The sequence below is a fragment of the Thioalkalivibrio sp. ALE20 genome (genome assembly GCF_000381405.1).
Classification (GTDB): Bacteria; Pseudomonadota; Gammaproteobacteria; order Ectothiorhodospirales; family Ectothiorhodospiraceae; genus Thioalkalivibrio.
Genome location: NZ_KB906474.1, coordinates 272,540 through 296,457 on the forward strand (window position 1 = coordinate 272,540; position 23,918 = coordinate 296,457).

Sequence of the window (23,918 nt, forward strand, 5' to 3'; positions counted from 1 at the left end):
CCCATCAAAATATCGTCTCCTCCAGCAGACCGAGCAGGTAGCGCCCGTACTGCGTCTTGGCCAGTGGTTCGGCCAGGCGGCGCAACTGCTCGGCGTCAATACACCCCATCCGGTAGGCCGTCTCCTCCGGCGAGGCGACCTTCAGCCCCTGGCGCTTTTCGATGGTCTCGATAAAGGTCGCCGCCTCGATCAGCGACTCGTGGGTGCCGGTGTCGAGCCACGCCATGCCACGGCCCATGACTTCCACCTTGAGCTCACCCCGCTCCAGGTAGGCGCGGTTCACATCGGTGATCTCCAACTCGCCACGGGCCGAAGGCCGCACCTCACGCGCGATTTCGGCCACCTGAGCATCGTAGAAATAGAGCCCGGTCACGGCGTAGCGTGAGCGGGGCTGCTCCGGCTTCTCCTCCAGGCTGGTGGCTCGACCGTCGGGGTCAAACCCCACCACCCCATAGCGTTCCGGGTCGGTAACCGGGTAGGCAAACACCGTGGCCCCCGAATCCTGAGCCGCTGCCGACTGCACCAGACCGCGTAGATCGTGCCCATGAAAGATGTTGTCCCCCAGAATCAAAGCAGAGGGCTCGCCCGCAACGAACGACTCACCAATGATGAACGCCTCGGCCAGCCCATTGGGCGCCTCCTGTACCGCGTATTCCAGCGCGATACCCCACTGGCTGCCGTCACCCAGCAGCTTGCGGAACAGCGGCAGATCCTCCGGGGTGGAGATCAGCAGGATCTCGCGGATGCCCGCCATCATCAGCGTGCAGAGCGGGTAATAGACCATCGGCTTGTCGAACACGGGTAGCAATTGCTTCGACACCGCGTGGGTCACCGGATAGAGCCGGGTACCGCTTCCCCCGGCCAGGATGATCCCCTTGCGCTTCATCCGCCCCCCCTTGGACCGTCACAGGCCAGGATCTCGTCCAGCGCACGGTCCACACCGACGGTCCAGTCGGGCAGATGCAACCCGAAGGTCGCCCGCAGGCGTTCCGTGTTCAGCCGGGAGTTGTAGGGCCGCTGAGCCGCAGTCGGAAACGCCTCGCTGGTGACCGACGTAATCGCCTCATCGGCGACGCAAACCGGCCACCCCGCCACCCGCGCACGCGCGATCACGCGTCGTGCAAAGCCATGCCAGGTGGTCTCGCCCCCGGCGGCCAGATGAAAAAGGCCGCCGTCGCCCCCCCGCTCGACGCACTGTCGCAACGCCAAAGCGGTAACATCGGCGATCAGCTCCGCTCCAGTCGGTGCGCCGTACTGATCATCAACAACCGTCAGGGCTTCCCGCTCCTTGGCCAGGCGCAGCATGGTCCGGATGAAATTACCGCCCCGAGCGGCATAGACCCAGCTGGTGCGGAAGATCAGATGGCGACAGCCACTTTGCCGAATGGCCTCCTCCCCCTCCCACTTGGTGCGCCCATAGACATTGATGGGCGCGGCGGCATCAGCCTCCGTCCAGGGGCGTTGACCACTGCCATCGAAGACGTAATCAGTCGAATAGTGGACCAGCCAGGCGCCAAGGGCTCGGGCCTCGGCGGCCAGGACCGCCGGCGCGGTGGCATTGATGGCCTCGGCCCGCTCGGGCTCGGTCTCGGCCTGATCCACCGCTGTATAGGCGGCGGCGTTGACGATGACATCGGGCGCCAGTCGGCGTACGGTCGCGGCCAGTGCCTCCGGCTGGCTCAGATCGCCACACAGGCCCTCGCCACCGTGGCGACTCAGGGCCGTGACCTCTCCCAACGGGGCCAGGGAACGCTGCAACTCCCAGCCGACCTGCCCGGTGCCGCCCAGCAGCAGTATCCGCATCAGGACTCTCCCCGCATACCGTAGTTCGTCTTGATCCAGTCGCGGTAGGCACCGGAGCGCACCCGCTCCACCCACTCGGTATTGTCCAGATACCACTGCACCGTCTTTCTCAGACCCGATTCGAACGTTTCCTGGGGCTGCCAGCCGAGTTCGGTGGCGATGCGGGTATCATCAATGGCGTAACGGCGATCGTGGCCGGGGCGGTCGGCCACGAACCGGATCAGGCGCTCATACGGTCCCTCCGGATCCGGCTTGAGCTCATCAAGGATGGCACACACGGACCGGACCACCTCAAGGTTGGTTCGCTCACACCGCCCCCCAATGTTGTAGGTGCGGCCATCCCCACCATGCTCTAGCACATGTCGAAGGGCGCGAGCATGGTCCTCGACATACAGCCAGTCTCGAATATTCTCGCCCCTTCCATACACCGGCAGCGGCTTGCCCTCGACGGCGTTCAGTATCATCAACGGAATCAGCTTTTCAGGAAACTGATAGGGGCCGTAGTTATTCGAGCAGTTGGAAATCACAACGGGCAGACCATAGGTCCGGTGCCAAGCACGCACCAGATGATCACTCGCCGCCTTGCTTGCCGAATAGGGAGAACTGGGCGCATACGGCGTCTCCTCCGTAAACGCCGGATCCTCCGGCCCAAGCTCGCCATAGACCTCGTCGGTAGAAACGTGATGGACGCGGAACCGCTCCTTCGCCTCGTTTGCAAGCCCGGCCCAATACTCCCTCGCTACCTCCAAAAGATTATGGGTTCCCTTCACATTCGTATCGATGAACACCTCGGGATCGCTGATCGATCGATCCACATGGGACTCGGCCGCCAGATGCATAACCTTGTCAGGCCGATGCTCACGGAACACGCGCTCAAGCGCTGCACGATTTCTGATGTCCACGTGCTCGAAGACATGGCGCCTGCTGCTCCGGCAGCCACCTATAGAATCCATGTTTCCGGCGTATGTCAGCGCATCCACGTTTAGAACAGTCATCGGATGCTGCCCGACGAGTTGACGCACTAGCTCGGACCCAATAAACCCTAAACCACCAGTGACAAGGACCTTGATATGCCTTCTCCTAACAAAAACTAATATTACCACGAACCCCAACTCGATTCCGGCACTGACGCCTTGTGCGACCGCACCTTAATCCTCCGGGGGTTCCTTTCTAAGATTCCTGTAAACCGATCCAGTTTTAAGGGCGTCCAGATGCACCATGAGGATAGCCACGGGAACCCACGGCAAACCCAACGCCAGAGCCATACCCAATCGGTGCGCCCCATTATTCATCCAAATCAAATCGCCATCTCGGCCCACGGCAATACCTATGCCGCCCTTCTCCCGAAACGAGCTCACTGAAAGCTCCCGCTGTGGAAGTAGCGGCTGCCCTGAATCCAGCCTTCGCTTCAGCTCATCAAGACGCGCACAACGAGCCCACACGTCCTCCAGAGACCTGCAGCCATCCTGCTCACCACGGAATTCAATATTCGCAAGCATCCATTCGATCTCACCAACTTCACTCCATGAATAGTTCTCTGAGTACCGAAGGAACGATCTCTCTATTAATCGATTCTCTCTTACCGGAACAACCTGTTGATCCCAGTTTCCCCGGGCGAAGAACCAACGTCTGCATTTACGTATAGCACCGACATCTAAGTCAGCGTCGTATTTGAGAGCTTTTTTCGCAAGACGAGGATAGTATTTGGTCGCGTACTTAATGCGCCTGGGGTCGCACCAAGCCAATTCGTACGGCCGCGGGGAACGCCACCCCCCCAGACCGATGCAACGCGCCTCCACTGCAAAGCGGTGAGCAATTGAAAACGCTCCCCGTGTCATCTCTCGCATTGCTTTACTCATACCTTGGATGCCGATAAATGAAGCCAAAGGTCAAGGCAGGAATAGCAGATCTACCGAAAACGGGCTAGCTAGAGCCTGCACTGTCGATACATTCATCGTAAGCCTTGGAAGCAAAGCTGCCCCGCTCGAGCTTCACTAACCGACTACACTGCTCCACCGTGCTGAGACGGTGTGCAATCATAATGATCGTCTTCTGCCCAGAAAGCAGATCGACGGATGTTATGACAGTAGCTTCAGTCTCATTGTCCAGCGCACTAGTTGCCTCATCGAATACAAGAACCGGCGGGTCGTGGTAAAGCGCGCGCGCGATTCCGATCCGCTGGCGCTGGCCGCCGGAGAGCCGCACACCGCGCTCGCCGACAACGGTGCCGTAGCCCTGCGGCATGTCGCTGACGATGAATTCGTGCACCTGGGCCATCCGGGCGCAGCGCTCGACCTGTTCGTGATCGATCTGGTTGGGCGGCACGCCCAGGGCGATGTTTTCTGCCACGGTGGAGTCGGTCAGGAAGATATCCTGCGGCACGTAGCCAAGCGCCTGCTGCCACGCGCGCAGGTTGTCGTCGGTGATGGGCTGGCCGTCCACCACGATGGCGCCTTCGGTGGGGCGCAACAGGCCGAGGAGCACGTCCACCAGGGTGGTCTTGCCGGCGCCGGAGGTGCCGATGATGCCCACGGAGCTGCCCACGGGGATTTCCAGGTCGATTCCCTGCAGGGCCGGGCGCTCGGCGTTCGGGTAGGTGTAGTGGATGTTCTGCAGGGTGATGGTCTGCTTGGGCTCCAGCGGCTGCGGGGCGCGCTTGTACAGCTCGGCCAGGGCGGAGCGCTGGTGCAGGTCGTTGTAGACGCCATCCACCGCGGCAGCGCCGAAGCGGAGTTTGGCCATGCCGGCATAGATGCGCTGGGCGGCCGGCAGCATGCGGTAGCCGGCAAAGGCGTAGAGCCCGAGGATGGGCAGGATGTCGCCCAGGGCGCCGCTGTCGGTGCCGCCCTGGGTGGCCAGCAGCACCAGCGTGAGCGCGATGACGCCGCCGAAGCCGACCGCCTCGATGACGAACTTGGGGATCTCGCCGAGGGTCTGGTTAGTGGCCTGGTGGCGGGCCTGTCGGGCCGAGGGGCCGTCGAACCGGGAGAGGTAAGCGTGTTCTCGGCCGAGCAGCTTGATGTCCTTGATGCCGCCCAGGGCCTCGCTGGCGGCGGTGAAGCGCTCCTGGTTGGCGCGGGCGCGGTCGCGCCCCACGCGGCCGAGGATGCCGCGCACGGCACCAAAGATGAGCGCATACATGCCGCCGATCACCACGGCCACGCCCAGTGCCAGCCACGGGTCCACCACGATCAGCAGGATGACCAGCGCGAGGATGACCACGCTGTAGGCGACCATCTGCATGCCGGGGCGGAAGACCTGCTGCACGAGCTGGTCCACCTCGGAGAGGATGTTCTTAGCCATGTCGCCGCTGTGGCGGTCGAGGAAGAAGGCGTAGGGCTGGCGCAGGTAGGTCTCCAGCAGCCGCTTGCCGATGCTGTGGCGGCGCATCTCGATGAAGCGGTTCATCGCGTAGTGCGTGAGCGAGCGGAAGAAGGCGGAGAACAGGATGAGCCCGAAGGCGGCCGCGCCCAGCGCGAGGATGAAGGCATCCACCGAGGTGAAGCCGAGGCCTTCATACACGGTGTTGAGCACCGGGTTGGTCTGCACCACTTCGGGGTTGCCCAGCACGCTCAGAAACGGCATGACCGAGGCGACGCCGGCGGTTTCCAGCACGGCCATGACGATGACCATGCCGAGCACGAGGCCGCCGCGGCGTTTTTCCTTGCGGCTGAGCAGGCCCAGGGCTTTGCGGTAGGTGTCGAGCATGGGGTGGCCGGTTGGGTGGTTTCTGGTTGATTTTCTTGTGGGAGGCCAGCCCTCTGGCCGATCTGGCATGGCCGGTCGGTGCCCGATGCCCCACCGGGGGATCGGCCGGAGGGCCGGCCTCCTACGCGGGGGTGTTCACCGCTTGAACGAACTGCGGATTGGGCCACGAATCGTGGGGCAAATCAAGCCCGCAGGGTCGCGGCCGAGGCCGCTCCTGCGGCGGCCTGCGCGGTCCGTGGGAGCCTGCTCGCAGGCGAACCGGAAGGGGCCAGTGCTTTGCGGTAGGTACTGAACATGGGGTAACTGGGCGGCCTCAGGGTCGGGTGCTGGGTTCGGGATGCGGGGTTATTGGGTATCTGCCGGAACAGCAAACTGAACCGTCGGGATGACGACCCGCGGCAACTCCATGCGGGCGCATTGATTGCTTACAAATTCACGCCAGTATGGCCATACGTGGTAGCTGGCATTCCTCTGTGCAAAGGCTTCGAGCGCTTCCGCACCCGGGTCGGTATCGGTGTCGTATTCGGCAACAAATGTCGCCTCGATCTGCGCCAGCACACCATCGCTTTCTGCCTCACCGGCTTCGTGTTTCTCCCGGTCTTCGCCTTCCCGGGCGGGAGAAGCTGGCAACAAGCGCAGTCCCAGCCCGATGAACACCCGGAAGACGTAATACGATGTCTCTGCTTCGCGGACTTCCATGAGATAGCTGCGGTCCACATGGTGCTTGAACTGCGGCTGGTATGCCTCGACGGGTGAAAACCGCGGGTCATGATCTTCCGCCAGCCAGGCACTGGACTGGCGCACGCTTACCCCGTGGATTCGCAGGCAATCGATGGCTGCTTGGATCGGGGAATCCGTCATACAGCTGGCGCCATCCACTTATCGGCTTTGCTGGAGTCGCTCGCGCCGATGTCATGGATGATTTGCGGGCGAGCCGTTCCAGCCTTGCCGCCGGGCCGGGCAATGGCGGGTTCTGCATGCCACTCGGCGGGAACCGTACGGGTGGGCGTCTGCACTCCGACGTAGTAGCTCAATACGGCGACGATCTGCTGGTTGAGGCTCACACCTTCGTCTTCGGCCAGGGAGACCAGTGCGCGGTGCAGTGTTCTGGGCACGCGCAGTGTAATGCGCCCACTGAAGTCATCCGCAGGCGGCAAAGGCTGCGGCAGCGCGCGTCCGCTTTCCTTAAGCGCTGCCTCGGTGGTCTCGATGGTATCGATCGCGAGCTCGTAGGCCTCGTCGTGGGTGTCGGCGTATTCGACAACGTCCGGCAGCTCTCGTACCCGGGCCTCGAAGCAGGCTTCTCCCTCCTCGATGACCCGGCGTATCGTGATCCCGTAGTCCTGTGCGTTCATGACGTCTCTTCCTTCAGCCATTGGCTCAATTCCGGCTCCCGCTCCTCGAGCATCTTGCGGATGTTCCGGACATAAGCTGGCTTGATTTCAGGGTTTTTCCCGTGTCCGCATGTGTAGGAGGTCGAGTAGAAACTCGGCAGCCCGGCATGGGTGACCACCTTGTGGCCTGCTTTCTTCCCGTCGCGGACCTCGAAGCCCAGGGTTTCGAGCAACCGTCGCAATTCATCGCATCGCAGGGAACCGCCCGCACCCTGGAGCTGCTGCAGTACATCCTTTACGTTAGCAGACATCTGACACCATATGCAGTGTCACCCCTATCTTGGGGTGGAGAAGCGGGAAACAGGCTGAGCCCGAAGTCCGCCGCGGCGTTTTTCCTTGCGGCTGAGCAGGGCCAGGGCTTTGCGGTAGGTGCTGAGCATGGGGTGGCCGGTTGGGTGGTTGTCGGTTGATTTGCCCGTAGGAGGCCAGCCCCCTGGCCGATTGCCCTACCGATCTGGTTCGCCGGTGGGGCAATCGGCCAGGGTAATCGGCCAGGGCAATCGGCCAGGGGGCTGGCCTCCTACGGGCTCGTTCAGCCCTTGAACGAGATGCGGATTGGGCCACGAAAAATGGGGCGAATCAAGTGCGCGTCGGGCATGGGGCGTTGTATTGTCGGGGTTCGCTTACTGTCAGGGAAGACGATATGGAGATCGTGCATCACGGGGGCGCCGAGGGCGTGACGGGCAGTTGCCATCGGCTGCGGCTGTCGGCGCGGGATTCGTTTCTGGTGGATTGCGGGCTGTTCCAGGGGCGCGACCATGGGCCGGGCGATACGCTGGAGCGCCATGCGATCGAGTTTCCGGTGGAGGATATCCGTGCGCTGGTGGTCACGCATGTGCATATCGACCACATCGGGCGGCTGCCGTATCTGCTGGCGGCGGGTTTTGACGGGCCGATCATCTGTTCGAAGCCGTCGGCCCGGCTGCTGCCGCTGATGCTGGAGGATGCGCTGCGCGTGGGCTTTACCCGCGACCGGCAGTTGATCGAGCCGGTGCTGGAGACCATCGACGAGCGGCTGGTGGCGCTGGATTACAACGCCTGGCATGCGCTGCCGGCGGAGGATGCCGCCCTCGCCCCGCGGGTGCGGCTGCAGCGTGCGGGGCATATCCTCGGTTCGGCCTATGTGGAGTTCGATTTCCGCGAGCCGGGGGAGCGGCGTTCGCGCCGGGTGGTGTTCTCCGGCGATCTGGGAGCGCCCGGGGCGCCGCTGCTGCCGGCGCCGAAGCCGCCCCGCCGGGCGGATACGCTGGTGCTGGAGAGCACCTATGGCGACCGCCTCCACGGCGACCGCCGCGAGCGCGCGTCGCGGCTGCGGGCGGCGGTGGAGCATGCCCATGCCAACGGCGGCACGGTGATCGTGCCTGCCTTCAGCATCGGCCGCACGCAGGAGCTGCTGTATGAGCTGGAGGGGCTGATCCATCGCGGCAATCGGCGCTGGCGCGAGGTGGAGGTGGTGCTGGACTCGCCGCTGGCCGCGCGCTTTACCGAGGTCTACCGCGAGCTGAAGCCGTTCTGGGATGCCGAGGCGCACCAGCGCCTGCGCGCCGGGCGCCATCCGCTGGATTTCGAGAACCTCTATACGGTGGCCGACCACGACACCCACCTGCAGACGGTGGACTACCTGGCCCGCTCCGGCCGCCCGGCGGTGGTGATCGCCGCCAGCGGGATGGCCGCCGGCGGCCGGGTGGTGAACTACCTCAAGGCGATGCTGGAGGACGAACGCCACCACGTGCTGTTCGTCGGCTACCAGGCGGAGGGCACGCCGGGCCGCGCCATCCAGGCCGCCGGCCGTGGCGGCCACGTGGAGCTGGACGGCGAGCGCTACGCCATCCGCGCGGGCTTGGACAGCATCAGCGGCTATTCCGCCCATGCGGACCAGGCTGACCTCCTGCGCTTCGTGCGCGGCATCCGCACCGGCCCGCAGGACATCCGCCTGGTCCACGGGGAACCCCACGCCCGGGAGGCCCTGTGGGAGCTTGCTTGCAAGCGAACAGGCTGAGCCCGGGGCGAACGCCCGTCCGGTTCGCGGCCGAGGCCGCTCCTACGCGAACCGGAAGGGGTCCGGGCCGTGCCGGTCAAGTTACCCCGGCCCTCCCCGAGCGCCATTGCTCGAGCAGTGCCTTCTCCTGACGGCTCTGCAGTTGTTTTGCGGCTCCCGAGTTGGTGATCTGCCATGCCAGCAGTTCCCGGCTCACCCGGTAATCGGCGCGCAGCCGTTCGGCTGCCTCGGTGAGGTCGGCGCTTTGTTCCACGGCCCTGGCGGCCACGTCACGTGGCAGGAGCAGTTCGGCGGCAAAGGCTCGAGCCCGTTTCTCGGGGTATTCCGGTGTTCGTCCGCCGAGCACTTCCGCCACCGGGAGCGCGCCCTGCCGGTCCAGTAGCAGATGGGCAATCTCGTGGGCGAGTGTGGCGCGCTCCCCGTATTTGTGACCGGCACGCGATTCAGACGCGTGGTTGACCAGCACCAGGGGGCCATGGCGCTCGCCCCACACGGTCACGGCTTCTATCGGGCATGCTCCCAGATTGATGCCCGCAACATGTACACCCCAGCGTTTCAGCCATTCACCCGGCTCCACAGCGGCTTCGGGCGACAGGCCCAGCCAGTCACGCAGCCGGCTCGCCGCCCAGTAGCCCTGCCGATAGGGGGGCTCGGTATCATCCAGTTGCTCCCCGATCGACGCTTCAATGCGATCGAGCTCGGGCGTTGCGCGAGCGGGACAATCCACGATGCGGCGCAGCAATTCAGCCTGCTGATCGGCGTTGACAACGCTGTCGAAGGCCATCCGTGCCACGGCGCGCAGTTCCGGCCACTGCCATTCGTCGGCATCAATGCCGGCCTGCTCGAACCGTCCGGGCGCATCTTCCTCGAGCCGCGTGGTCAGCATCCACTCCCGAGCCGCGGTTCGCTGTCGGCGCTCCTGCCACCAACCCACGGCCTGACGGGCACGCGGCTGCGTGCTTTCCGCGCAGGCGGTGCACAGATGTTCGCCTGCGGCTTCCAGCACTGTCTCGACCTCGCGCCAGGGGCGAATAACCTCACGCGGCAACCCCGGAGCCGAAATCTGAGCGGTCTTCCCCTGTCGCATGATGATCAGGGAAGGCAGGAACAGCCCCCTGGGTGCCGATGCGAGGTCGTGACGCGCCAGGAATCGATGGGCTTCCAGCTCTTCGTCATCGACCTGCTCGTCTGCCATGCCGTCCCAACGGCGCTCGCACTCGGCCAGAAACTGGGAAGGGAATGCCGGCGAAACAGGTACAGGATAATCCTCCTCCAGCACCAGCCAGGGCCACCAACGCCCCAGAAATTCCAGCATGTCGACCCATGTCCACTCGAGGTACCCACCGCAGCCGTCCGGTGCTTCGCCCTCGCCCACCCACACCGGCTCACCCGCCAGGAACATGCGACAACGACCTTCGGCAAGCCCCTCGAGCGAGGCCGGCTCCAGATCCAGTTCGATCTGTAATCCGTCAGCGTATCCGAACATCATCGCAATGCTCCCCCGAACTGTCGGAGCCAGCTCTCAAGCTCTTTCGTTTTGCCCCTTTTGTCTGCTTTTTCTCGCAGCGCCTTCAGCGTTTTGCGAGTCAGAAAGGTAGGGCCCCGAAGATCACCACGCCATGGATATGCATGGTAGGAATACCCGGGCTGTGTGGGCACGGCTTCGTAGATCACTCCCCTGTAAACCGCGTGAAACCGATCGGGCCACTGGCTGTCCTCTGATTCGTAGAACGGAATCGCCTCTTTGTTGAGCAGTTCCTCGGCCAGGTCACGGGTTATGCTTTTCGGGCACTTTCCGACCGGCCCTTTGGGCGACGGCTCAAAACCCGCGTAATCATTGTGCCACAGGTGCTTGGTTCGCCCTTCTCCACGTTCGTATCGCCACCGGGGACCGTTCTCGTCAGTCACTGGCATCTCCTTGCGTCCAGAATTCCGATTCGCGGCCCAGGCCGCTCCTACGCGGCCGCCCAGCCGCGGGCGCGCATGTCGGCCAGGATGTTTTCCACCACGGCACTCAGGGTCGGCACGAATTCGTGGCCCGCCTGGAGCGCATCCGCCAGGGTGGTGGGGGCCTCGATGTATTCGTGCACCATTTGATTGCGCAGCTTGCGCATCGCGAGCCACTCATCACTGGAAGGGATCAGCCCGAGTTTTTCCGCCCGGTCGAGGTTGTCGATCGCCGCGCCGAGGCGTTCGCCGAGCGCCTCGAGGTACACGGGCAGCAGCTTGTCGCCCAGCGTATCCTGCAGACGTCCGAAGCGGCTCACGAAGGCTTCGACACGCTCGGCTTCGTCGACGTTGTCGGCCAGTGCACCCGCGCGGGCCGGAGTGAAAGGCTCGCTGAAGACGCGTTGATCGGTCGTCTCCAGATGCTGGCGTTCGCGCTGAACCACGCGACCGAGAAACCGGAGACGCTCGAGCTGTTCGGGATCGATGTTCACAGGAGCTGTCCCTGCTGTTCGGCCATGCGGTGAACGGCGCTGCGGGGCAGGTTCGGGGCGGACAGGACAACATCGACCGAGCGCCCGTCCAGCCGGCGGCTGAGCCGGGCCGAGAGACGCGCGGCAAGGACCGCGGGACGCCCGACCGGCTGTTCGAGCTCGACGAGCACGTCCACGTCCCCGCCACGTCGGGTATCGTCCAGCCGCGATCCAAACAGGCGAACGCGCGCCTCGGGCCCGCATTCGTGGCGCACGACTTCGCGGATCGCTCGTATATGTTGCGGACTCAGGCGCATGAGGCCGATTGTAGCAGGGGCATCGCGGCCGAGGCCGCTCCTGCGGTGATCCCCCATCCGCGAAGGCGGCGGGTCAGACCTGGTAGTAGTCGCGGTACCAGGCGACGAAGCTGGCGACGCCTTCTTCCACGCTGGTGGTGGGTTCGTAGCCGGTGTCGGCGCGCAGGTCTTCGACGTCGGCGTAGGTGTCGGGGACGTCGCCGGGCTGCAGGGGCAGGAGGTTCTTTTCGGCCTTATTGCCGAGGTTCTCTTCCAGCACTTCGATGTAGTGCATCAGCTCCACCGGGCGGTGTGCGCCGATGTTGTACAGGCGGTAGGGGGCGGAACTGGTGGCGGAGTCGGGCTGCGCCCCGCTCCACTCGGGGTTGGGCTGGGCCGGGCGGTCCAGGGTGCGGATCACGCCTTCGACGATGTCGTCGATGTAGGTGAAGTCGCGCCGGTGGTTGCCGTAGTTGAAGACGTCGATCGGCTCGCCGGCGAGGATCTTGCGGGTGAACATGAACAGCGCCATGTCCGGCCGGCCCCAGGGGCCATAAACCGTAAAGAAGCGCAGGCCGGTGGTCGGCAGCTGGTACAGGTGGCTGTAGGTGTGCGCCATCAGCTCGTTGGCCTTCTTGCTCGCGGCGTAGAGGCTGAGCGGGTGGTCGACGTTGTGGTGGACGGAGAACGGCATCTCCTCGTTGGCGCCGTAGACCGAGCTGGAGCTGGCGTAGACCAGGTGCTCCACGCCGTTGTGGCGGCAGCCCTCCAGGATGTTGCCGAAGCCGACCAGGTTGGTGTCGATGTAGGCGGCCGGGTTCTCCAGCGAGTAGCGCACGCCGGCCTGGGCCGCCAGGTTGACCACGCGCTGCGGCTGGTGCTCGCGGAACACCCGCTGCATCGCCTCGCGGTCGGCGATGTCCACGCGCTCCTCGGTGAAGCGCTCGTGGTCCTGGATGCGGGCCAGGCGCGCCTTCTTGAGCGAGACGTCGTAGTAGTCGTTCAGGTTGTCGACGCCGACGACCTCGTCGCCGCGCTCCAGCAGGCGCAGGGCCAGGGCGTTGCCGATGAACCCGGCCGTACCAGTAATGAGAATCTTCATGACGTGTCCTTGTTCGCCTGTTGTTCGGTTATCGCGCGCCCCGGTGGGGGCGCCGGGCCCCGGCGGGTCCGCGGCCCCCGGCCCGTAGGAGGCCGGCCCCCCGGCCGATCCGCCCCGGCGGGTTGGCGTGGCCCCGATCGGCCAGGGGGCTGGCCTCCTACGAGGTATCCCGGCCGGTAGGAGGCCGGCCCTCCGGCCGATTCACCCCCGGGGGGTTGGCCAGGCCCGATCGGCCAGGGGGCTGGCCTCCTACGAGGTATCCCGGCCGGTAGGAGGCCGGCCCTCCGGCCGATTCACCCCCGGCGGGTTGGCGAGGCCCCGATCGGCCAGGGGGCTGGCCTCCCACCGGTTACGGGTTGCGGATGAACCCCATGCCTTCCAGCTTGAGGAGGATCCGGTGGGCCGCCTCGTCCGGGGTCATCTCGCGGGTGTCGATGCGCAGCTCCGGGTGTTCCGGTTCTTCGTACGGGTCGTCGATGCCGGTGAATTCCTTGATCAGGCCCGCGCGCGCCCTGGCGTACAGGCCCTTGCGGTCGCGCTGCTCGCAGGTCTCCAGCGGGGTGGCCACGTGGATCTCCAGGAACCCGCCCGCGTCCTCCACGCGCTCGCGCACGCGGCGGCGCATGTCGGTGTAGGGGGCGATGGGGGCGCAGATGGCGCAGCCGCCGTTCCTGGTGATCTCGCTGGCCACAAAGCCGATGCGCTGCACGTTGATGTCGCGGTGCTCGCGCGAGAACCCCAGCTCGCTGGAGAGCTCCTTGCGCACGATGTCGCCGTCCAGCAGCGTGACGGCGCGCCCGCCCAGCTCCATCAGCTTGACCCGCAGGGCGTTGGCGATGGTCGACTTGCCCGAACCCGACAGCCCGGTGAAGAACACGGTAAAGCCCTGCTGATGGCGCGGCGGAAAGCTGCGGCGCAGCTCGGCCACCACCTCCGGGTAGGAGAACCACTCGGGGATATCCAGCCCCTCGCGCAGGCGGCGGCGGAACTCGGTGCCGGAGAGGTTGAGCACCTCCTCGTCCTCGCGCACCTCGTCGGCCGGCACGTACTCGGCACGGTCCTCCACGAAACTCATGGCCTGGAACGGCACCATCTCGATGCCGATCTCGTCGGCGTGCTTCTGGATCAGTTCCTGGGCGTCGTAGGGGCCGTAGAAGTCCTCGCCGTCGGAGCCCGGGCCGGGGCCGGCGTGGTCGCGCCCCACAATGAAGTGGGTGCAGCCATAGTTGCGGCGGATGATGGCGTGCCACAGCGCCTCGCGCGGGCCGCCCATGCGCATCGCCAGCGGCAGCAGGCTGAGCTGGGTGGTCTGCTCCGGCGCCTGACGCAGCACGTGCTCATAGCAGCGCACGCGCACGTAGTGATCCACATCGCCCGGGCGGGTCATGCCCACCACCGGGTGGATCAGCAGGTTGGCCTCGGTCTGGCGGGCGGCCAGCCGGGTCAGCTCCACGTGGGCGCGATGCATGGGGTTGCGCGTCTGGAACGCGACGATGCGGTTCCAGCCCAGCTTGCGGAAGTACTCGCGCAGCTCCGCCGGGCTGTAGCGGTAGTTGCGGAAGTCGTAATGCACCGGGGACTCGACCCCGTGCAGCGTGCCCCCCAGGTAAACCGCCCCGGCGCGGTTCATCAGATAGTTGACCGCCGGATGCGCGACGTCGGTGGTGGCGAACACCTGCTGCGCCTCGCGCGCCTTGTCCGGCGTCCAGCGGTCCTCCACGTCCATCACGGCAATCAGCACGCCCTCGGCATCGCGCAGCGCGATGCGCGTGCCCGGCGCCGCCTGCTCGGCAAACGCCTCGCTCACGTCCAGGGTGATGGGCATCGGCCAGAGCTGGCCGTCCGCCAGGCGCATGTTGTCCAGCACGCCGTCGTAGTCGGCCTGCCGCATGAAACCCGTCAGCGGCGAGAAACCGCCGTTCAGCAGCAGTTCGGCATCGCAGATCTGACGCTCGGTCAGATCCCAGCTCGGCATCTCCTGCGCCTGCTCCTTGAGCTCGCGCGCGGTGGATTCGTCAACGTAGCGGTCGCAAAGCGTCCCGCCGTAGGGGGCAATCAGATCCATGACTTGGCTCTTTCCCGTTGGCGACTTATAGGGTCATTGAATCTGCGAATGGTACCGATTCCGTCCCCGCGCGTCTCGGGTCCCGGGCCGGGGTTACTCCGACTACTCCGGCTCCCCCGCCCGGAACCACACCGCACCCGCAAGCAGCGGCACGCTGCCAATCAGCGCCCCCAGTGCACCATCCAGATGCCCCTGCGCCACCAGTGCCGCCACCGGCAGCAACCAGAGCAGGTTGATGAGCCCCACGCCCAGCGACACCGGCACGTGCGAACCGGCCAACCGGGCCGCGTGCTGATACGCATGGGCCCGGTGCGCCACATGCACCCGTTCCCCGCGCATTCCCCGGCGCACCAGGGTGTACGTTGCATCCACCACGAACAGCGCCAGCATCACCAGCCACACCCAGAAGAACTCCGGCGCCACCCACGCCGCCTGGATCGACAGCAGCCCGAGCGTAATCCCCAGGAACCCGGCACCGCCATCGCCCATGAAGATCCGCGCCCGCGGGAAGTTCCACGGCAGAAAACCCAGCGTGGCCGCTACCAGCAGCGCCGGCAGCAGCCAGTCGGTGCCCGGCAGCAGCCAGGCCATCAGCACCGCCACGCCCAGCCCCGCGGTGATCGCCTCGATCCCGGCAATGCCATCGATGCCATCCATGAAGTTGTACAGGTTCAGCAGCCACACCAGATACACCAGCGCGAGCGCATGGCCGAACCAGCCGAGATCCAGCACCACCCCGAACACCGGCAGCGGCGGCAGTCCGCCCAGCCACGCCAGTCCCCAGCCGGCCGCCACAAAATGCGCCAGCAGACGCCACAGCGGCGGCACCTCGCCCCGGTCGTCCCACCAGCCCACCAGCGCCACCAGCAACCCGGCGCCCCCCAGCGCCAGCATGACCCCGGGCGCCACCGCACCGGCCGCACCCAGCACCGCCAGACCCGCCAGAACCACCAGCGCAATCGCCAGCCCGCCGCCCCGCGGCGTCGGCACCTCGTGCGAGCTGCGCGCGTTCGGCACATCCATCATCGCCCGCGCCAGCGCATAGCGACGCAGCAGACCCGTCAGGCCCGCCACCATCACCATCGCCACCAGCAATCCCAAAAACGCCAACAAATCCCCTCCCCCGGTAGGAGGCCAGCCCCCTGGCCGATTCGATGTTGGAGAGGCCCAATCGGCCAGGGGGCTGGCCTCCTACGGCACAACCGCCCGCCGCAACCCCTCATCCAGCGACACCGGCGGCTCCCACCCCAGCGTCTCCCGCGTATGCGAAATATCCACCTGCAGCGAATCCAGCAGCCGCCGCGCCATCTCCCGCCGGCCCAGAGCCACCGCCCCCGCCCGCAACACCCACACCGGCACGGGCAACAGACGCGCCGGCCGGTCCAGAGCATCCCCCACCCGGCGCAACAGCCCCGCCGTGGACACATCCTCCCCGTCCGCCACCAGGAACGTCTCCCCCGCCGCCGCGGGATGATCCAGACAGGTCACCAGCAGGTCCACCAGGTTATCCAGCGCCACCAGCGAGCGCCGGTTCCGCGAAACCGCGCCCAGCGGCAATGGCACGCCCCGCTGCACCCAGCGCAGCAAACGGCCGAAGTTCCCCGGCGCCCCCGGGCCGTACACCAGCGGCGGCCGAATCACCACCACCTCCATTCCTGTCTCTGCCGCCAGCTCCCAGAGCCCCTGCTCGGCCTCGTATTTGGACACCGCATACGGCTCCTGCGGCGCCGGGACGTCCCGTTCCGTGAAAGCTCGCGCGGAGGTCACGTTCCCGTTCACCCCCACCGAACTCACGAACACGAACCGCCGCACCCCGGCCTGCGCCGCCTGACGCGCCAGGTTCAACGTTCCTTCCACATTCACCCGCCGGAACACCTCCAGCGGATCCGCCTCCGACTCATCCGGCACATGCGCCCGCCCCGCCAGATGCACCACCGCATCCAGTCCCTCCGGCAGCGCGACCCCGGCCCCGAACGCTTCGAGCGGCCCCAGCCCGCATTCCTCCCGGAACACCCCGGCAGCTCGCCGAACCCCGGCCACCGGCGCCCGCCCCGAGCCTTCCTCGGCCAGCCGCGCCATCACGGCCCGGCCCACAAACCCCGACGCCCCCGTCACCAGCACACGCCCGTTCATCTCTCAGCCCCCGTCACCAGCGCACGGCCCGTCATCTCTCAGCCCCAACCACCAGAGCACTGTGGGAGCGGGCTCGCCCGCGAATGGATCGGGCGGTCGAGGTACAGTCACTCGTGGCCGGATGATTGGCAGTTTACGTGGCCATCAACCCCCCTGTACAGTACGTACAGGAACATGACCAAGGAGGCCCCACATGCAAAAGATCGGATCCGAAGCCGCCCGGCGCCAATTGCCGAGCCTGCTGGACCAGGCACACAGTGGCGAGCCCGCCATTATCATGAAGCGGGGCAAGCCCTACGCCATCCTCGCAGCCCCGGACCAGTGCAAAATCCCGTCAAGTCAGGCCGGCCTCCTCGCTTTGCGCGGATCCGGCGCAGGGCTCTGGGGAACAGAACCCGCGAAGACCGTGGCCGCCCTGCGGGAAGAGTGGGACTGATGGTGGAGGTCGCCGAGCTTCCCGAGGGCTCGTGGATCACCGTCGATACCGCCCCCATCATTTACCTGATGGAGGATCACCCCACTCTCCTTGAGCCTTACCTCCCGGTTTTCGAACGAATCGAGGCAGGAACCCTCCATGGGATCGTATCAACCGTAACACTGGCGGAGTTTCTGGCCGGCCCCCTGCGCAACAACGACGAAATCCTTGCAGACCGCTACTACCAGACCCTGGCAAACAGCAACAACTGGCACATTCAGGAACTTGACGCCCCTTTATCCTTCACGGCCGCCCGCATCCGCACCCGGTACGAACTAAAGCTACCGGACGCCATTCAGGTGGCCACCGCCATCCACAGCAATTCATCAGCGCTCATCACCCATGATCGGGACTTTAACAGCGTCACGGAGATCCCCATCCTGAGCAGTGCCACCTATTAACCACCAGCCGCGCCATCACGGCCCGCCTCACAAACCCGAAGCCCCCTAACCAGCACACGCCGCATCCAGACCTCCGCAGGAGGCCAGCCCTCTGGCCGATGGGGCCTGTCCAATATCCGATCGGCCAGAAGGCTGGCCTCCTGCATGGACTGCTACCCCTGTGGGAGCGGGCTCGCCCGCGAAGCACTCGCCCCGTCATCCCTCACCACCCGTCATGCCTCAGCACCCGTCATTGCGAGGGCCCGAAGGGCCCGTGGCAATCTCGATCCACACCCCCATCTACCGAATGCAACCACCCCAACCACCGCGCAACACGCGGAAACCGGTTCCGCACCAGGGCACGCCCCGTCTGATGCCCCAGCAAGTACGCCGACCGCACCCACGAGAACCCCTCCAGCTCCCGATACACCCGCCAGGTATACCCCGCCGTCGTCAGCTTGTTCGAAGACACCGAGCCCGACCGAACCGTATACCGCACCAGCGGCTCATTCAGCCCGCACGCAAACTCCACCCGCTTCAACAACCGCAGCCACAAGCCATAATCCTGGCGCCGATCAATCAGCGGCATCTCCACCTTGCCGAAGAACAGCGTATCGTACATGGCCGTGGAACAGCCGATGTAGTTCGTCTTCAGCATTTCCGCATAAGACACCCACTCCGGCACCCCCACCGCAGACAACCGCCGGCCCTGCTCGTCGAAGCGCTCCATCGCCGTAAAGCTGAACACCGCCCCGCGCTCCAACGCCGCCACCTGCCGCGCCAGCTTCTCCGGCGCCCAGGCATCGTCACTGTCCAGAAAAGCGATATACCGCCCCCGCGCCTCGCGAATCCCCGCATTCCGCGCCACCGCCGGCCCGCCATTGCGCTCCAGCCGCAACACCCGAATCCGCGCATCATCCGCCGCCAGCGCCTCCACCCGCCCCACCGAGTCATCCGTGGAGGCATCATCCACCACCAGCAGCTCCCAGTCCTCCAGCGACTGCTCCTGAACCGACCGCACGCCCGCCTCGACCCGATCCGCCGCGTTGTGCAGCGGCATCACCACCGATATTTTCCCACGACCTGTATCCACAAGCCCCCCTCAGGCCCCGAACACACTAGGGAGTACGACCCACTTCATCGAGCCACCCTTCGGCCACTTGCTGCACACGAGCAAGCAGCCTCCCCGTACCAGCCCCTTCCCTGTGCTGATCACGCCTCGACCCTTCACATTCCCGAACACAAAGGAGCACCGCCATACTTAACACAAAGAAATAATCGACGTTCGATCGTACAACCGCATGATCTACAGAGACCCCCGCTTGTTTTAACCCGTCCAGGTATGCGTCGGTCGTCCGTCTACGCCACTCGTCACACAGACTGGTGAGATCCATCTTATCTCGCTTGCTACGCCGCGCAGCCAGCATCAATGGCTCCCCGAGAAAACGCCCCACGTCCAGACCAACCGGCCCCCAGAATGCTTTCTCGAAGTCCATCAATACCAGACCACCGTCCGGTTCCTCCATGACGTTACCGGAATGGACATCCCCGTGACACACCGTCACGACACCATCTGAACCCGCTCGTTCAACCACCATACCCGCAAGAGAAAAGAGCATTTTAATGGCATCCGCAAACGCGTCCCCATCGACTGCACCATGTGTCAGGTCGTCGATCACTTTCGAAAGATATCTGCGGCTCCATTTAACTCTCAGCACACCGGGCAATCGATCTCCTGGAGCCAGGACTGACAGATTTTCAAGTTGACGGCTCAGCGAAGCGTATCCACTGAATTGCCCCACAGCCAAAGCGATCCGTTCTGCCAATTCCACTTTTCTTGGGGTGCGCACCTTCCTGCAGCCCGACTCCGTCAGATCCTCCAGCCATAAGCGCCAGCCGTAAGGCGTGCTTCCCTCGCCAAGCAAAACCGGCGTTCTGCAGCCCTGAAGCGCTTCCCCGCCTTCTAAAGCTTTATAAACCTGCGCCTCAACACACGGATTGCCACTTCGCCTGAAGGCAAATGAACCACGAAACTCCATGAAATGCTTTTCTATGAGCCTGGACAGGACCAACCCCTGACCATCGAAAGCCACACACCTTCTCAGAAGCCCGGAGTTGGAATTACCAGCCTCCAGAATCTCCGCCTCGTAACGAACGATCGCATCCTGGGTGGAGTACGCGGCATCGGCGAGGGCAGTGACCAAGTCATGATCGCTCTCATTCCAGCTTGGCAAATACTCCATTGAGCATCGCGCTAGCAGAACCCTCTCATGCTCATCGAACAGCGTAGGATCGCGACCGAAGATCGCGTTCAATTCGGACAGAACGGAAATATCATGCGCTGAGGCCCATCGCCTCCAGAGCCACCAAATCCGCACGCTTCCCCATCGTGGGCGCAACCGTTTTCGTTTCAGATTTCGCTTCACCCCAGTAGCGAACCTAAAGGCCTCTCTTGCTAGTCTGCGCATGAAGTCAGGGCCACGGTTGCGAGTACATAGTTCATTAAGCCATGAGCCAGGAATCAGGCATCCCATTGAAGGGTGTACTGCCAGAATGGCGGGATGCCGTCGTGTGGAAAGAACACGGGCTTCACCTCGTTCGCCGTCGGGGTGGCATCCAGATCAACAGGCGGTTCGCCATACTTTTCTCGGTAAGCGAGCAGAATCGGACAAAAGCGCTCCTCATCGAACGCATCGATCTGCTGATACGGCCACGGCTTGCCCATATGCTGGAGAAGCCATTCCATACCCCGGCGCAGACCCTGCCCCTCCGGCCCCTCGAAGGACCAGAGATCCTCGCCGACCGACTCGGCAAGCCGTGCCAGATGGATCCACCCCTGGATGGTGAAACACTCGTAATGCGCAGTAGTGGTGCGCGCCAGCTCATTCGGCAAACGACCATCCGGCGCAAACTGCGCGAGAATCCTCGAGCGGCTGTCCCTCAGGGTTTCCCTCACCAGCCTCCATTCGCCCAGGAAAGCCGCGATCGACGCAACCTGCAGGTCGTAATAGGTGCCGTGGTTGTTCTCCGAAGCACGCTCCCCGATGCCCTGCGGACTGGACCGTAACCACTCAAGGTACTGCCCCAGCCAGTTTTCCAGCCCCGTACGGTCCGTATCGGTTAACGCACCGTTCCGCAGGAGCAGACGCATGCCATCCAGGAAGTAATACAGATCCTTGAACTCGATGATCCCCGCACTCGCGCCGCGATTTCGATTGTGCCCCCGCATCACCTGCGCATACTCCAGATGCGGATTCATCGCGGTGTCTTCATTCAGAAACCATCGCCGAACCAGCCTGGCCGCGTGCTGACCGTAACGTTCGTCACCGGTGACCTCTTGCGCCAACGCCAGTACCAGGCCGTCGTCAAAAAGGCGTTGCACCCGCGTCCGGTCGTAACGATCACTTTCCGGTTCGTAGAGCCGCGTTCCCGGGACCCTCTCGCCATCGCGAGCAACATAAGGCAACCCCGGGATGCGCAGCGGATGCGGCCAGTAATAGGGCGCTGGATGCCAGTAATCATGAACATCGCCACTCGGTGGTCGGGTCGTCTTGTCAACCACGCTGAACGGGCCCCGCTTGAGCGCCTCGCTCGCACACTTGACAAGAGCATCCCGGACGGATGGTGCGGCCCCATCGCTGGCTAACTTCGCCTGTTTCACCACACACAGGTCCTGCGGGTTCAGCGCAGGGTCAAAGGCGAGTTCATCCGCCCGCCTCAGCATCGCCTCAATGGCATCCACCCTTGCCCGCCCACGATTGTGGAAAGCCGCTGCCCCCTTCGAAACCTCCTGTTCCTTACGGCCAGAAAACAAACGCGCCACCCAGCCGCATTCGTTGTAGCAACCTGCCTCGGCCGCAAATTCGGGGAAATCCAGATCCCACGGCTCCCGCGGCCAGTCATCCCACGGCCCCTTCACTCCGAGCCGCCACAGCAGCTCCACTTTTGGCCGACGGCCATAGAAGAACCCCTCGTCGAACTCTTCCCGTGCGTCCCGATGGAACAGAACCTGCGGTTCTTCTTTTGCCTCCGGTCGGAAACCTGCTCGCAGCAGATCCTCGTTCCCGGTAATCCGCGCCATCGGCACGATGTGGTAAGGCCGTTCGGGCCGCGCGCGCACGCCCGCCACGATCTCGTCCCAAGCCTCCCGCGTAACAAAGCAGTTGCCGTCCCAGGGCAATACCCACTCCGCACGGCCACGACCGTCCCGCAGCGCCGCGTTACGCGCCCCGTTGTTGTTCATTACGTAATTGTTCTTGTGCCGATACAGCCGCATCAGCACCCGCCCCTGCATCAGCTCGGAAAGCTGCTGGAAGCCACGGGTCCCCGGCGCGTACTCCGCCGGCACGCCGAATACGTCCCAGTCCACCGCCCGGTACTCATCCCACCGAAACGGGATGTGCACGTACGGCCGCCCGGCGTCCTCGAGAAGCCGGAGGATCGCCTCCTCCTCGCCGGAATCCACGATGCGATTGACCACCCAGCGCTTCTCGCAGCCGGCCAGTTCCGGTTCGTGCTCCAGAATCCAAGCAACATTTTCGCGTGACTGCCCCACCCGGTGTCGGGGCCACAGATCATTCCCCACGATACGGTACAACACGAAGTCCCCCACCCTCTCGCCACCCGCACGCCCATCTCGTCTCGCCTCGCCACAAACCGGCGGATCTCCTCGATCACGAGCACGCGGCATCGACGCAACTTCCGGACCACCACGGGTCTTTAGCCCATAAGCAAGAGACCTAAGATCAACAAGCGGACTCACAAGCGCATACACAGGGCGCACCAATGGCCATGCCCGCGAAGCCCGCACCGCCATCGCGGCCCTAGAGAACACCTTTCGCCCCTTCATCCCGTGAAGCACCCTCTCATTGTTTCCAACCGCCGTTGATAACTCCCCACATCAAGCATCATTGCCAAACACGCCCGATTCCAACCCACAAGCCATCACCACAACTCGGGTCGAAGCCCAGTCCACACACACGGCCAACCAAATATTGTATGATTTTACCCCCCCCCCCAAACAACTAAAACCGCCACACGAACCTACTCACCATAACAGCCACAACAATTTACTTAGAAAGAACAACCACTCATTAATCAGTAACGCTCAACCCCCAGAGTAAACGCCACGAACAAAACCAATGTCGTCATCCGGAGCCCATGAGACAGCGAGCCCCCTTTTTTCTGCTCAGACACCGCCTTCTTGAAAACCCGCGTTGGCAATATACCCGCCCGTTTTACCTCACGCTCCACTAAGGAAACACTGATCAAAGGCTCCGCATGCCGCTCCATATCCCGCCGAAGCGCGTTTGGCAGGACATCAGGGCCCCGGCGGCCTTTTTTGGCCCCTGTAACCGCCGTTTTGAGCGGTTACAGGGGCGATTTCCGGTCCTGCAGACACGCTATCCCTGCGTGAGGAGCCCCCACCTTCGCGCGCGGTACAGGTTCGCCAGGGCGAACAGACTGTGCAGCTGCGCGGTGTTCTTATTGAGGCCGCGGTAGCGCACCTTGCGGTACCCGAAGAGGTTCTTCACCACGTGGAACGGATGCTCGACGATCGAACGCAACTGCGCCTTCTGCCGTTCGGCGGCGCGCACCCGCTCGCGCGCCGGGCCTTCCGGCATCGCGCGCACGGTACCGCGCTTGCGCGCGATGTGGGTTTCGGGACGATGCGCGTCCAGCCGCTTCTCCGCACCGATGTAGCCGGCATCGCCATGCAGGCTGTCTTCCTCGCCGTGCAGCAGGTCCGGCACCTGCGACACGTCCGAGACGTTCGCCGCCGTCCCCTTCACGGTGTGAACCAGGCCCGTGACCACGTCCGCTCCGACATGCGCCTTCATCCCGAAGTACCACTGATTGCCCTTCTTCGTTTGGTGCATCTCCGGGTCACGCGCCTTGTTCTCGTTCTTCGTCGATGGCGGGGCGGCGATCAGCGTGGCATCCACGACCGTTCCCTCACGCAGCAGCAGGCCCCGTTCCTGCAGATGGGCGTTGATCCGCTCGAAGATCACCCGGGTCAGGTCGTGGCGCTCCAGCAACCGACGGAACTGCAGCAGAGTGGTGGCATCCGGGGCGTCTTCGCGGCTCAGGTCGATCCCGACAAAGCGCCGGATCGCCTGGCTGTCGTAGACCGCGTCCTCGAT

22 protein-coding genes are annotated in these 23,918 nt (G+C 64.4%); 3 read left to right on the plus strand and 19 right to left on the minus strand.

Features of this window, described 5'->3' with window-relative positions; genetic code table 11:
• Positions 1–4: 4 nt before the first annotated feature.
• From rfbA to F790_RS0108485, 7 genes are all read right to left on the minus strand, one after another.
• Positions 5–886, minus strand: coding sequence for a glucose-1-phosphate thymidylyltransferase RfbA (gene rfbA, locus F790_RS0108455; RefSeq protein ID WP_019591382.1), 882 nt, complete (start codon positions 884–886; stop codon positions 5–7).
• The gene (gene rfbD / locus F790_RS0108460) at positions 883–1,803 is read right to left on the minus strand and encodes a dTDP-4-dehydrorhamnose reductase (RefSeq protein WP_019591383.1); all 921 of its coding nucleotides are present in this window, start codon (positions 1,801–1,803) and stop codon (positions 883–885) included. Before rfbD ends, rfbA begins: the two co-directional genes overlap by 4 nt.
• Positions 1,803–2,873 carry a dTDP-glucose 4,6-dehydratase gene (rfbB, locus tag F790_RS0108465; protein WP_026332905.1) on the minus strand — a complete coding sequence of 357 codons (1,071 nt, stop codon included), beginning with the start codon at positions 2,871–2,873 and terminating at the stop codon, positions 1,803–1,805. The genes rfbD and rfbB overlap by 1 nt, the downstream gene beginning before the upstream one ends.
• Positions 2,874–3,726: 853 nt before the next feature.
• Positions 3,727–5,511 (minus strand): ABC transporter ATP-binding protein, encoded by a 1,785-nt coding sequence (locus F790_RS0108470; RefSeq protein WP_019591385.1) that lies wholly within the window; start codon positions 5,509–5,511, stop codon positions 3,727–3,729.
• Positions 5,512–5,856: 345 nt separating this feature from the next.
• Entirely contained in the window at positions 5,857–6,372 is a 516-nt protein-coding gene (locus F790_RS0108475; protein ID WP_026332906.1) for a hypothetical protein, read from the minus strand.
• Positions 6,369–6,866, minus strand: a complete 498-nt coding sequence (locus tag F790_RS0108480; RefSeq protein WP_019591387.1) for a toxin-antitoxin system HicB family antitoxin — start codon at positions 6,864–6,866, stop codon at positions 6,369–6,371. The genes F790_RS0108475 and F790_RS0108480 overlap by 4 nt, the downstream gene beginning before the upstream one ends.
• Positions 6,863–7,156, minus strand: a complete 294-nt coding sequence (locus tag F790_RS0108485; protein ID WP_026332908.1) for a type II toxin-antitoxin system HicA family toxin — start codon at positions 7,154–7,156, stop codon at positions 6,863–6,865. The genes F790_RS0108480 and F790_RS0108485 overlap by 4 nt, the downstream gene beginning before the upstream one ends.
• Positions 7,157–7,548: 392 nt before the next feature.
• Between F790_RS0108485 and F790_RS0108490 the strand changes: the two genes are divergently transcribed.
• Entirely contained in the window at positions 7,549–8,904 is a 1,356-nt protein-coding gene (locus F790_RS0108490) for an MBL fold metallo-hydrolase RNA specificity domain-containing protein (RefSeq protein ID WP_019591389.1), read from the plus strand.
• A 76-nt stretch (positions 8,905–8,980) separates the two neighbouring features.
• Here the strand turns inward: F790_RS0108490 and F790_RS0108495 are convergent, their stop codons facing one another.
• The 8 genes from F790_RS0108495 to F790_RS0108525 all read right to left on the minus strand — a co-directional run bounded on the left by F790_RS0108495 (position 8,981) and on the right by F790_RS0108525 (position 16,920).
• Positions 8,981–10,393, minus strand: coding sequence for an ImmA/IrrE family metallo-endopeptidase (locus F790_RS0108495; protein ID WP_019591390.1), 1,413 nt, complete (start codon positions 10,391–10,393; stop codon positions 8,981–8,983).
• Entirely contained in the window at positions 10,390–10,812 is a 423-nt protein-coding gene (locus tag F790_RS14220) for a hypothetical protein (protein ID WP_198004660.1), read from the minus strand. The genes F790_RS0108495 and F790_RS14220 overlap by 4 nt, the downstream gene beginning before the upstream one ends.
• A gap of 47 nt (positions 10,813–10,859) precedes the next feature.
• Positions 10,860–11,345 carry a hypothetical protein gene (locus tag F790_RS0108500; protein WP_019591391.1) on the minus strand — a complete coding sequence of 162 codons (486 nt, stop codon included), beginning with the start codon at positions 11,343–11,345 and terminating at the stop codon, positions 10,860–10,862.
• The gene (locus F790_RS0108505) at positions 11,342–11,641 is read right to left on the minus strand and encodes a nucleotidyltransferase family protein (RefSeq protein ID WP_026332909.1); all 300 of its coding nucleotides are present in this window, start codon (positions 11,639–11,641) and stop codon (positions 11,342–11,344) included. The genes F790_RS0108500 and F790_RS0108505 overlap by 4 nt, the downstream gene beginning before the upstream one ends.
• A gap of 73 nt (positions 11,642–11,714) precedes the next feature.
• Complete coding sequence (locus tag F790_RS0108510) at positions 11,715–12,722, minus strand: NAD-dependent epimerase (protein WP_019591393.1); 1,008 nt, start codon at positions 12,720–12,722, stop codon at positions 11,715–11,717.
• 349 nt (positions 12,723–13,071) lie between these two features.
• The gene (locus F790_RS0108515) at positions 13,072–14,787 is read right to left on the minus strand and encodes a bifunctional sulfate adenylyltransferase/adenylylsulfate kinase (protein WP_019591394.1); all 1,716 of its coding nucleotides are present in this window, start codon (positions 14,785–14,787) and stop codon (positions 13,072–13,074) included.
• Between the two features lie 102 nt (positions 14,788–14,889).
• The gene (locus tag F790_RS0108520; RefSeq protein ID WP_038036646.1) at positions 14,890–15,870 is read right to left on the minus strand and encodes a glycosyltransferase family 4 protein; all 981 of its coding nucleotides are present in this window, start codon (positions 15,868–15,870) and stop codon (positions 14,890–14,892) included.
• A 108-nt stretch (positions 15,871–15,978) separates the two neighbouring features.
• Positions 15,979–16,920, minus strand: coding sequence for an SDR family oxidoreductase (locus tag F790_RS0108525; protein WP_019591396.1), 942 nt, complete (start codon positions 16,918–16,920; stop codon positions 15,979–15,981).
• Positions 16,921–17,113: 193 nt separating this feature from the next.
• On the opposite strand from F790_RS0108525, the gene F790_RS0108530 reads away from it, so the two are divergent.
• Together F790_RS0108530 and F790_RS0108535 are read left to right on the plus strand one after the other, a co-directional pair.
• A complete protein-coding gene (locus F790_RS0108530) occupies positions 17,114–17,356 on the plus strand; it encodes a type II toxin-antitoxin system Phd/YefM family antitoxin (RefSeq protein ID WP_019591397.1) in 243 nt (80 codons plus the stop codon).
• Positions 17,356–17,796: a PIN domain-containing protein gene (locus F790_RS0108535; RefSeq protein ID WP_019591398.1), complete on the plus strand. Its 441-nt coding sequence runs from the start codon at positions 17,356–17,358 to the stop codon at positions 17,794–17,796. Before F790_RS0108530 ends, F790_RS0108535 begins: the two co-directional genes overlap by 1 nt.
• A gap of 229 nt (positions 17,797–18,025) precedes the next feature.
• On the opposite strand, the gene F790_RS0108540 is transcribed toward F790_RS0108535, so the two are convergent.
• The 4 genes from F790_RS0108540 to F790_RS13795 form a co-directional block, all read right to left on the minus strand.
• The gene (locus F790_RS0108540; protein ID WP_019591399.1) at positions 18,026–18,841 is read right to left on the minus strand and encodes a glycosyltransferase; all 816 of its coding nucleotides are present in this window, start codon (positions 18,839–18,841) and stop codon (positions 18,026–18,028) included.
• Between the two features lie 52 nt (positions 18,842–18,893).
• The gene (locus F790_RS14225) at positions 18,894–20,018 is read right to left on the minus strand and encodes a phosphotransferase (RefSeq protein ID WP_198004661.1); all 1,125 of its coding nucleotides are present in this window, start codon (positions 20,016–20,018) and stop codon (positions 18,894–18,896) included.
• Between the two features lie 278 nt (positions 20,019–20,296).
• A complete protein-coding gene (locus tag F790_RS0108545; RefSeq protein ID WP_026332911.1) occupies positions 20,297–22,591 on the minus strand; it encodes an alginate lyase family protein in 2,295 nt (764 codons plus the stop codon).
• A gap of 586 nt (positions 22,592–23,177) precedes the next feature.
• Positions 23,178–23,918, minus strand: a 741-nt coding sequence (locus tag F790_RS13795; RefSeq protein WP_019591401.1) for an IS5 family transposase, incomplete at its 5' end; no start/stop codon positions are given.

Bases quoted from the DNA above. Each gene is read 5' to 3' on its own strand.
- F790_RS14225 (WP_198004661.1), bottom strand. From the start codon at position 20,018: ATGGAGTATTTGCCAAGCTGGAATGAGAGCGATCATGACTTGGTCACT.
- rfbD (WP_019591383.1), bottom strand. From the start codon at position 1,803: ATGCGGATACTGCTGCTGGGCGGCACCGGGCAGGTCGGCTGGGAGTTG.
- F790_RS0108480 (WP_019591387.1), bottom strand. From the start codon at position 6,866: ATGAACGCACAGGACTACGGGATCACGATACGCCGGGTCATCGAGGAG.
- F790_RS0108545 (WP_026332911.1), bottom strand. From the start codon at position 22,591: ATGGCGGTGCGGGCTTCGCGGGCATGGCCATTGGTGCGCCCTGTGTAT.
- F790_RS0108535 (WP_019591398.1), top strand. From the start codon at position 17,356: ATGGTGGAGGTCGCCGAGCTTCCCGAGGGCTCGTGGATCACCGTCGAT.
- rfbA (WP_019591382.1), bottom strand. From the start codon at position 886: ATGAAGCGCAAGGGGATCATCCTGGCCGGGGGAAGCGGTACCCGGCTC.
- F790_RS0108530 (WP_019591397.1), top strand. From the start codon at position 17,114: ATGCAAAAGATCGGATCCGAAGCCGCCCGGCGCCAATTGCCGAGCCTG.
- F790_RS0108475 (WP_026332906.1), bottom strand. From the start codon at position 6,372: ATGACGGATTCCCCGATCCAAGCAGCCATCGATTGCCTGCGAATCCAC.
- F790_RS0108490 (WP_019591389.1), top strand. From the start codon at position 7,549: ATGGAGATCGTGCATCACGGGGGCGCCGAGGGCGTGACGGGCAGTTGC.
- F790_RS0108525 (WP_019591396.1), bottom strand. From the start codon at position 16,920: ATGAACGGGCGTGTGCTGGTGACGGGGGCGTCGGGGTTTGTGGGCCGG.
- F790_RS0108520 (WP_038036646.1), bottom strand. From the start codon at position 15,870: ATGGTGATGGTGGCGGGCCTGACGGGTCTGCTGCGTCGCTATGCGCTG.
- F790_RS0108495 (WP_019591390.1), bottom strand. From the start codon at position 10,393: ATGATGTTCGGATACGCTGACGGATTACAGATCGAACTGGATCTGGAG.
- F790_RS0108505 (WP_026332909.1), bottom strand. From the start codon at position 11,641: ATGCGCCTGAGTCCGCAACATATACGAGCGATCCGCGAAGTCGTGCGC.
- F790_RS0108515 (WP_019591394.1), bottom strand. From the start codon at position 14,787: ATGGATCTGATTGCCCCCTACGGCGGGACGCTTTGCGACCGCTACGTT.
- F790_RS0108510 (WP_019591393.1), bottom strand. From the start codon at position 12,722: ATGAAGATTCTCATTACTGGTACGGCCGGGTTCATCGGCAACGCCCTG.
- F790_RS0108470 (WP_019591385.1), bottom strand. From the start codon at position 5,511: ATGCTCGACACCTACCGCAAAGCCCTGGGCCTGCTCAGCCGCAAGGAA.
- F790_RS0108485 (WP_026332908.1), bottom strand. From the start codon at position 7,156: ATGTCTGCTAACGTAAAGGATGTACTGCAGCAGCTCCAGGGTGCGGGC.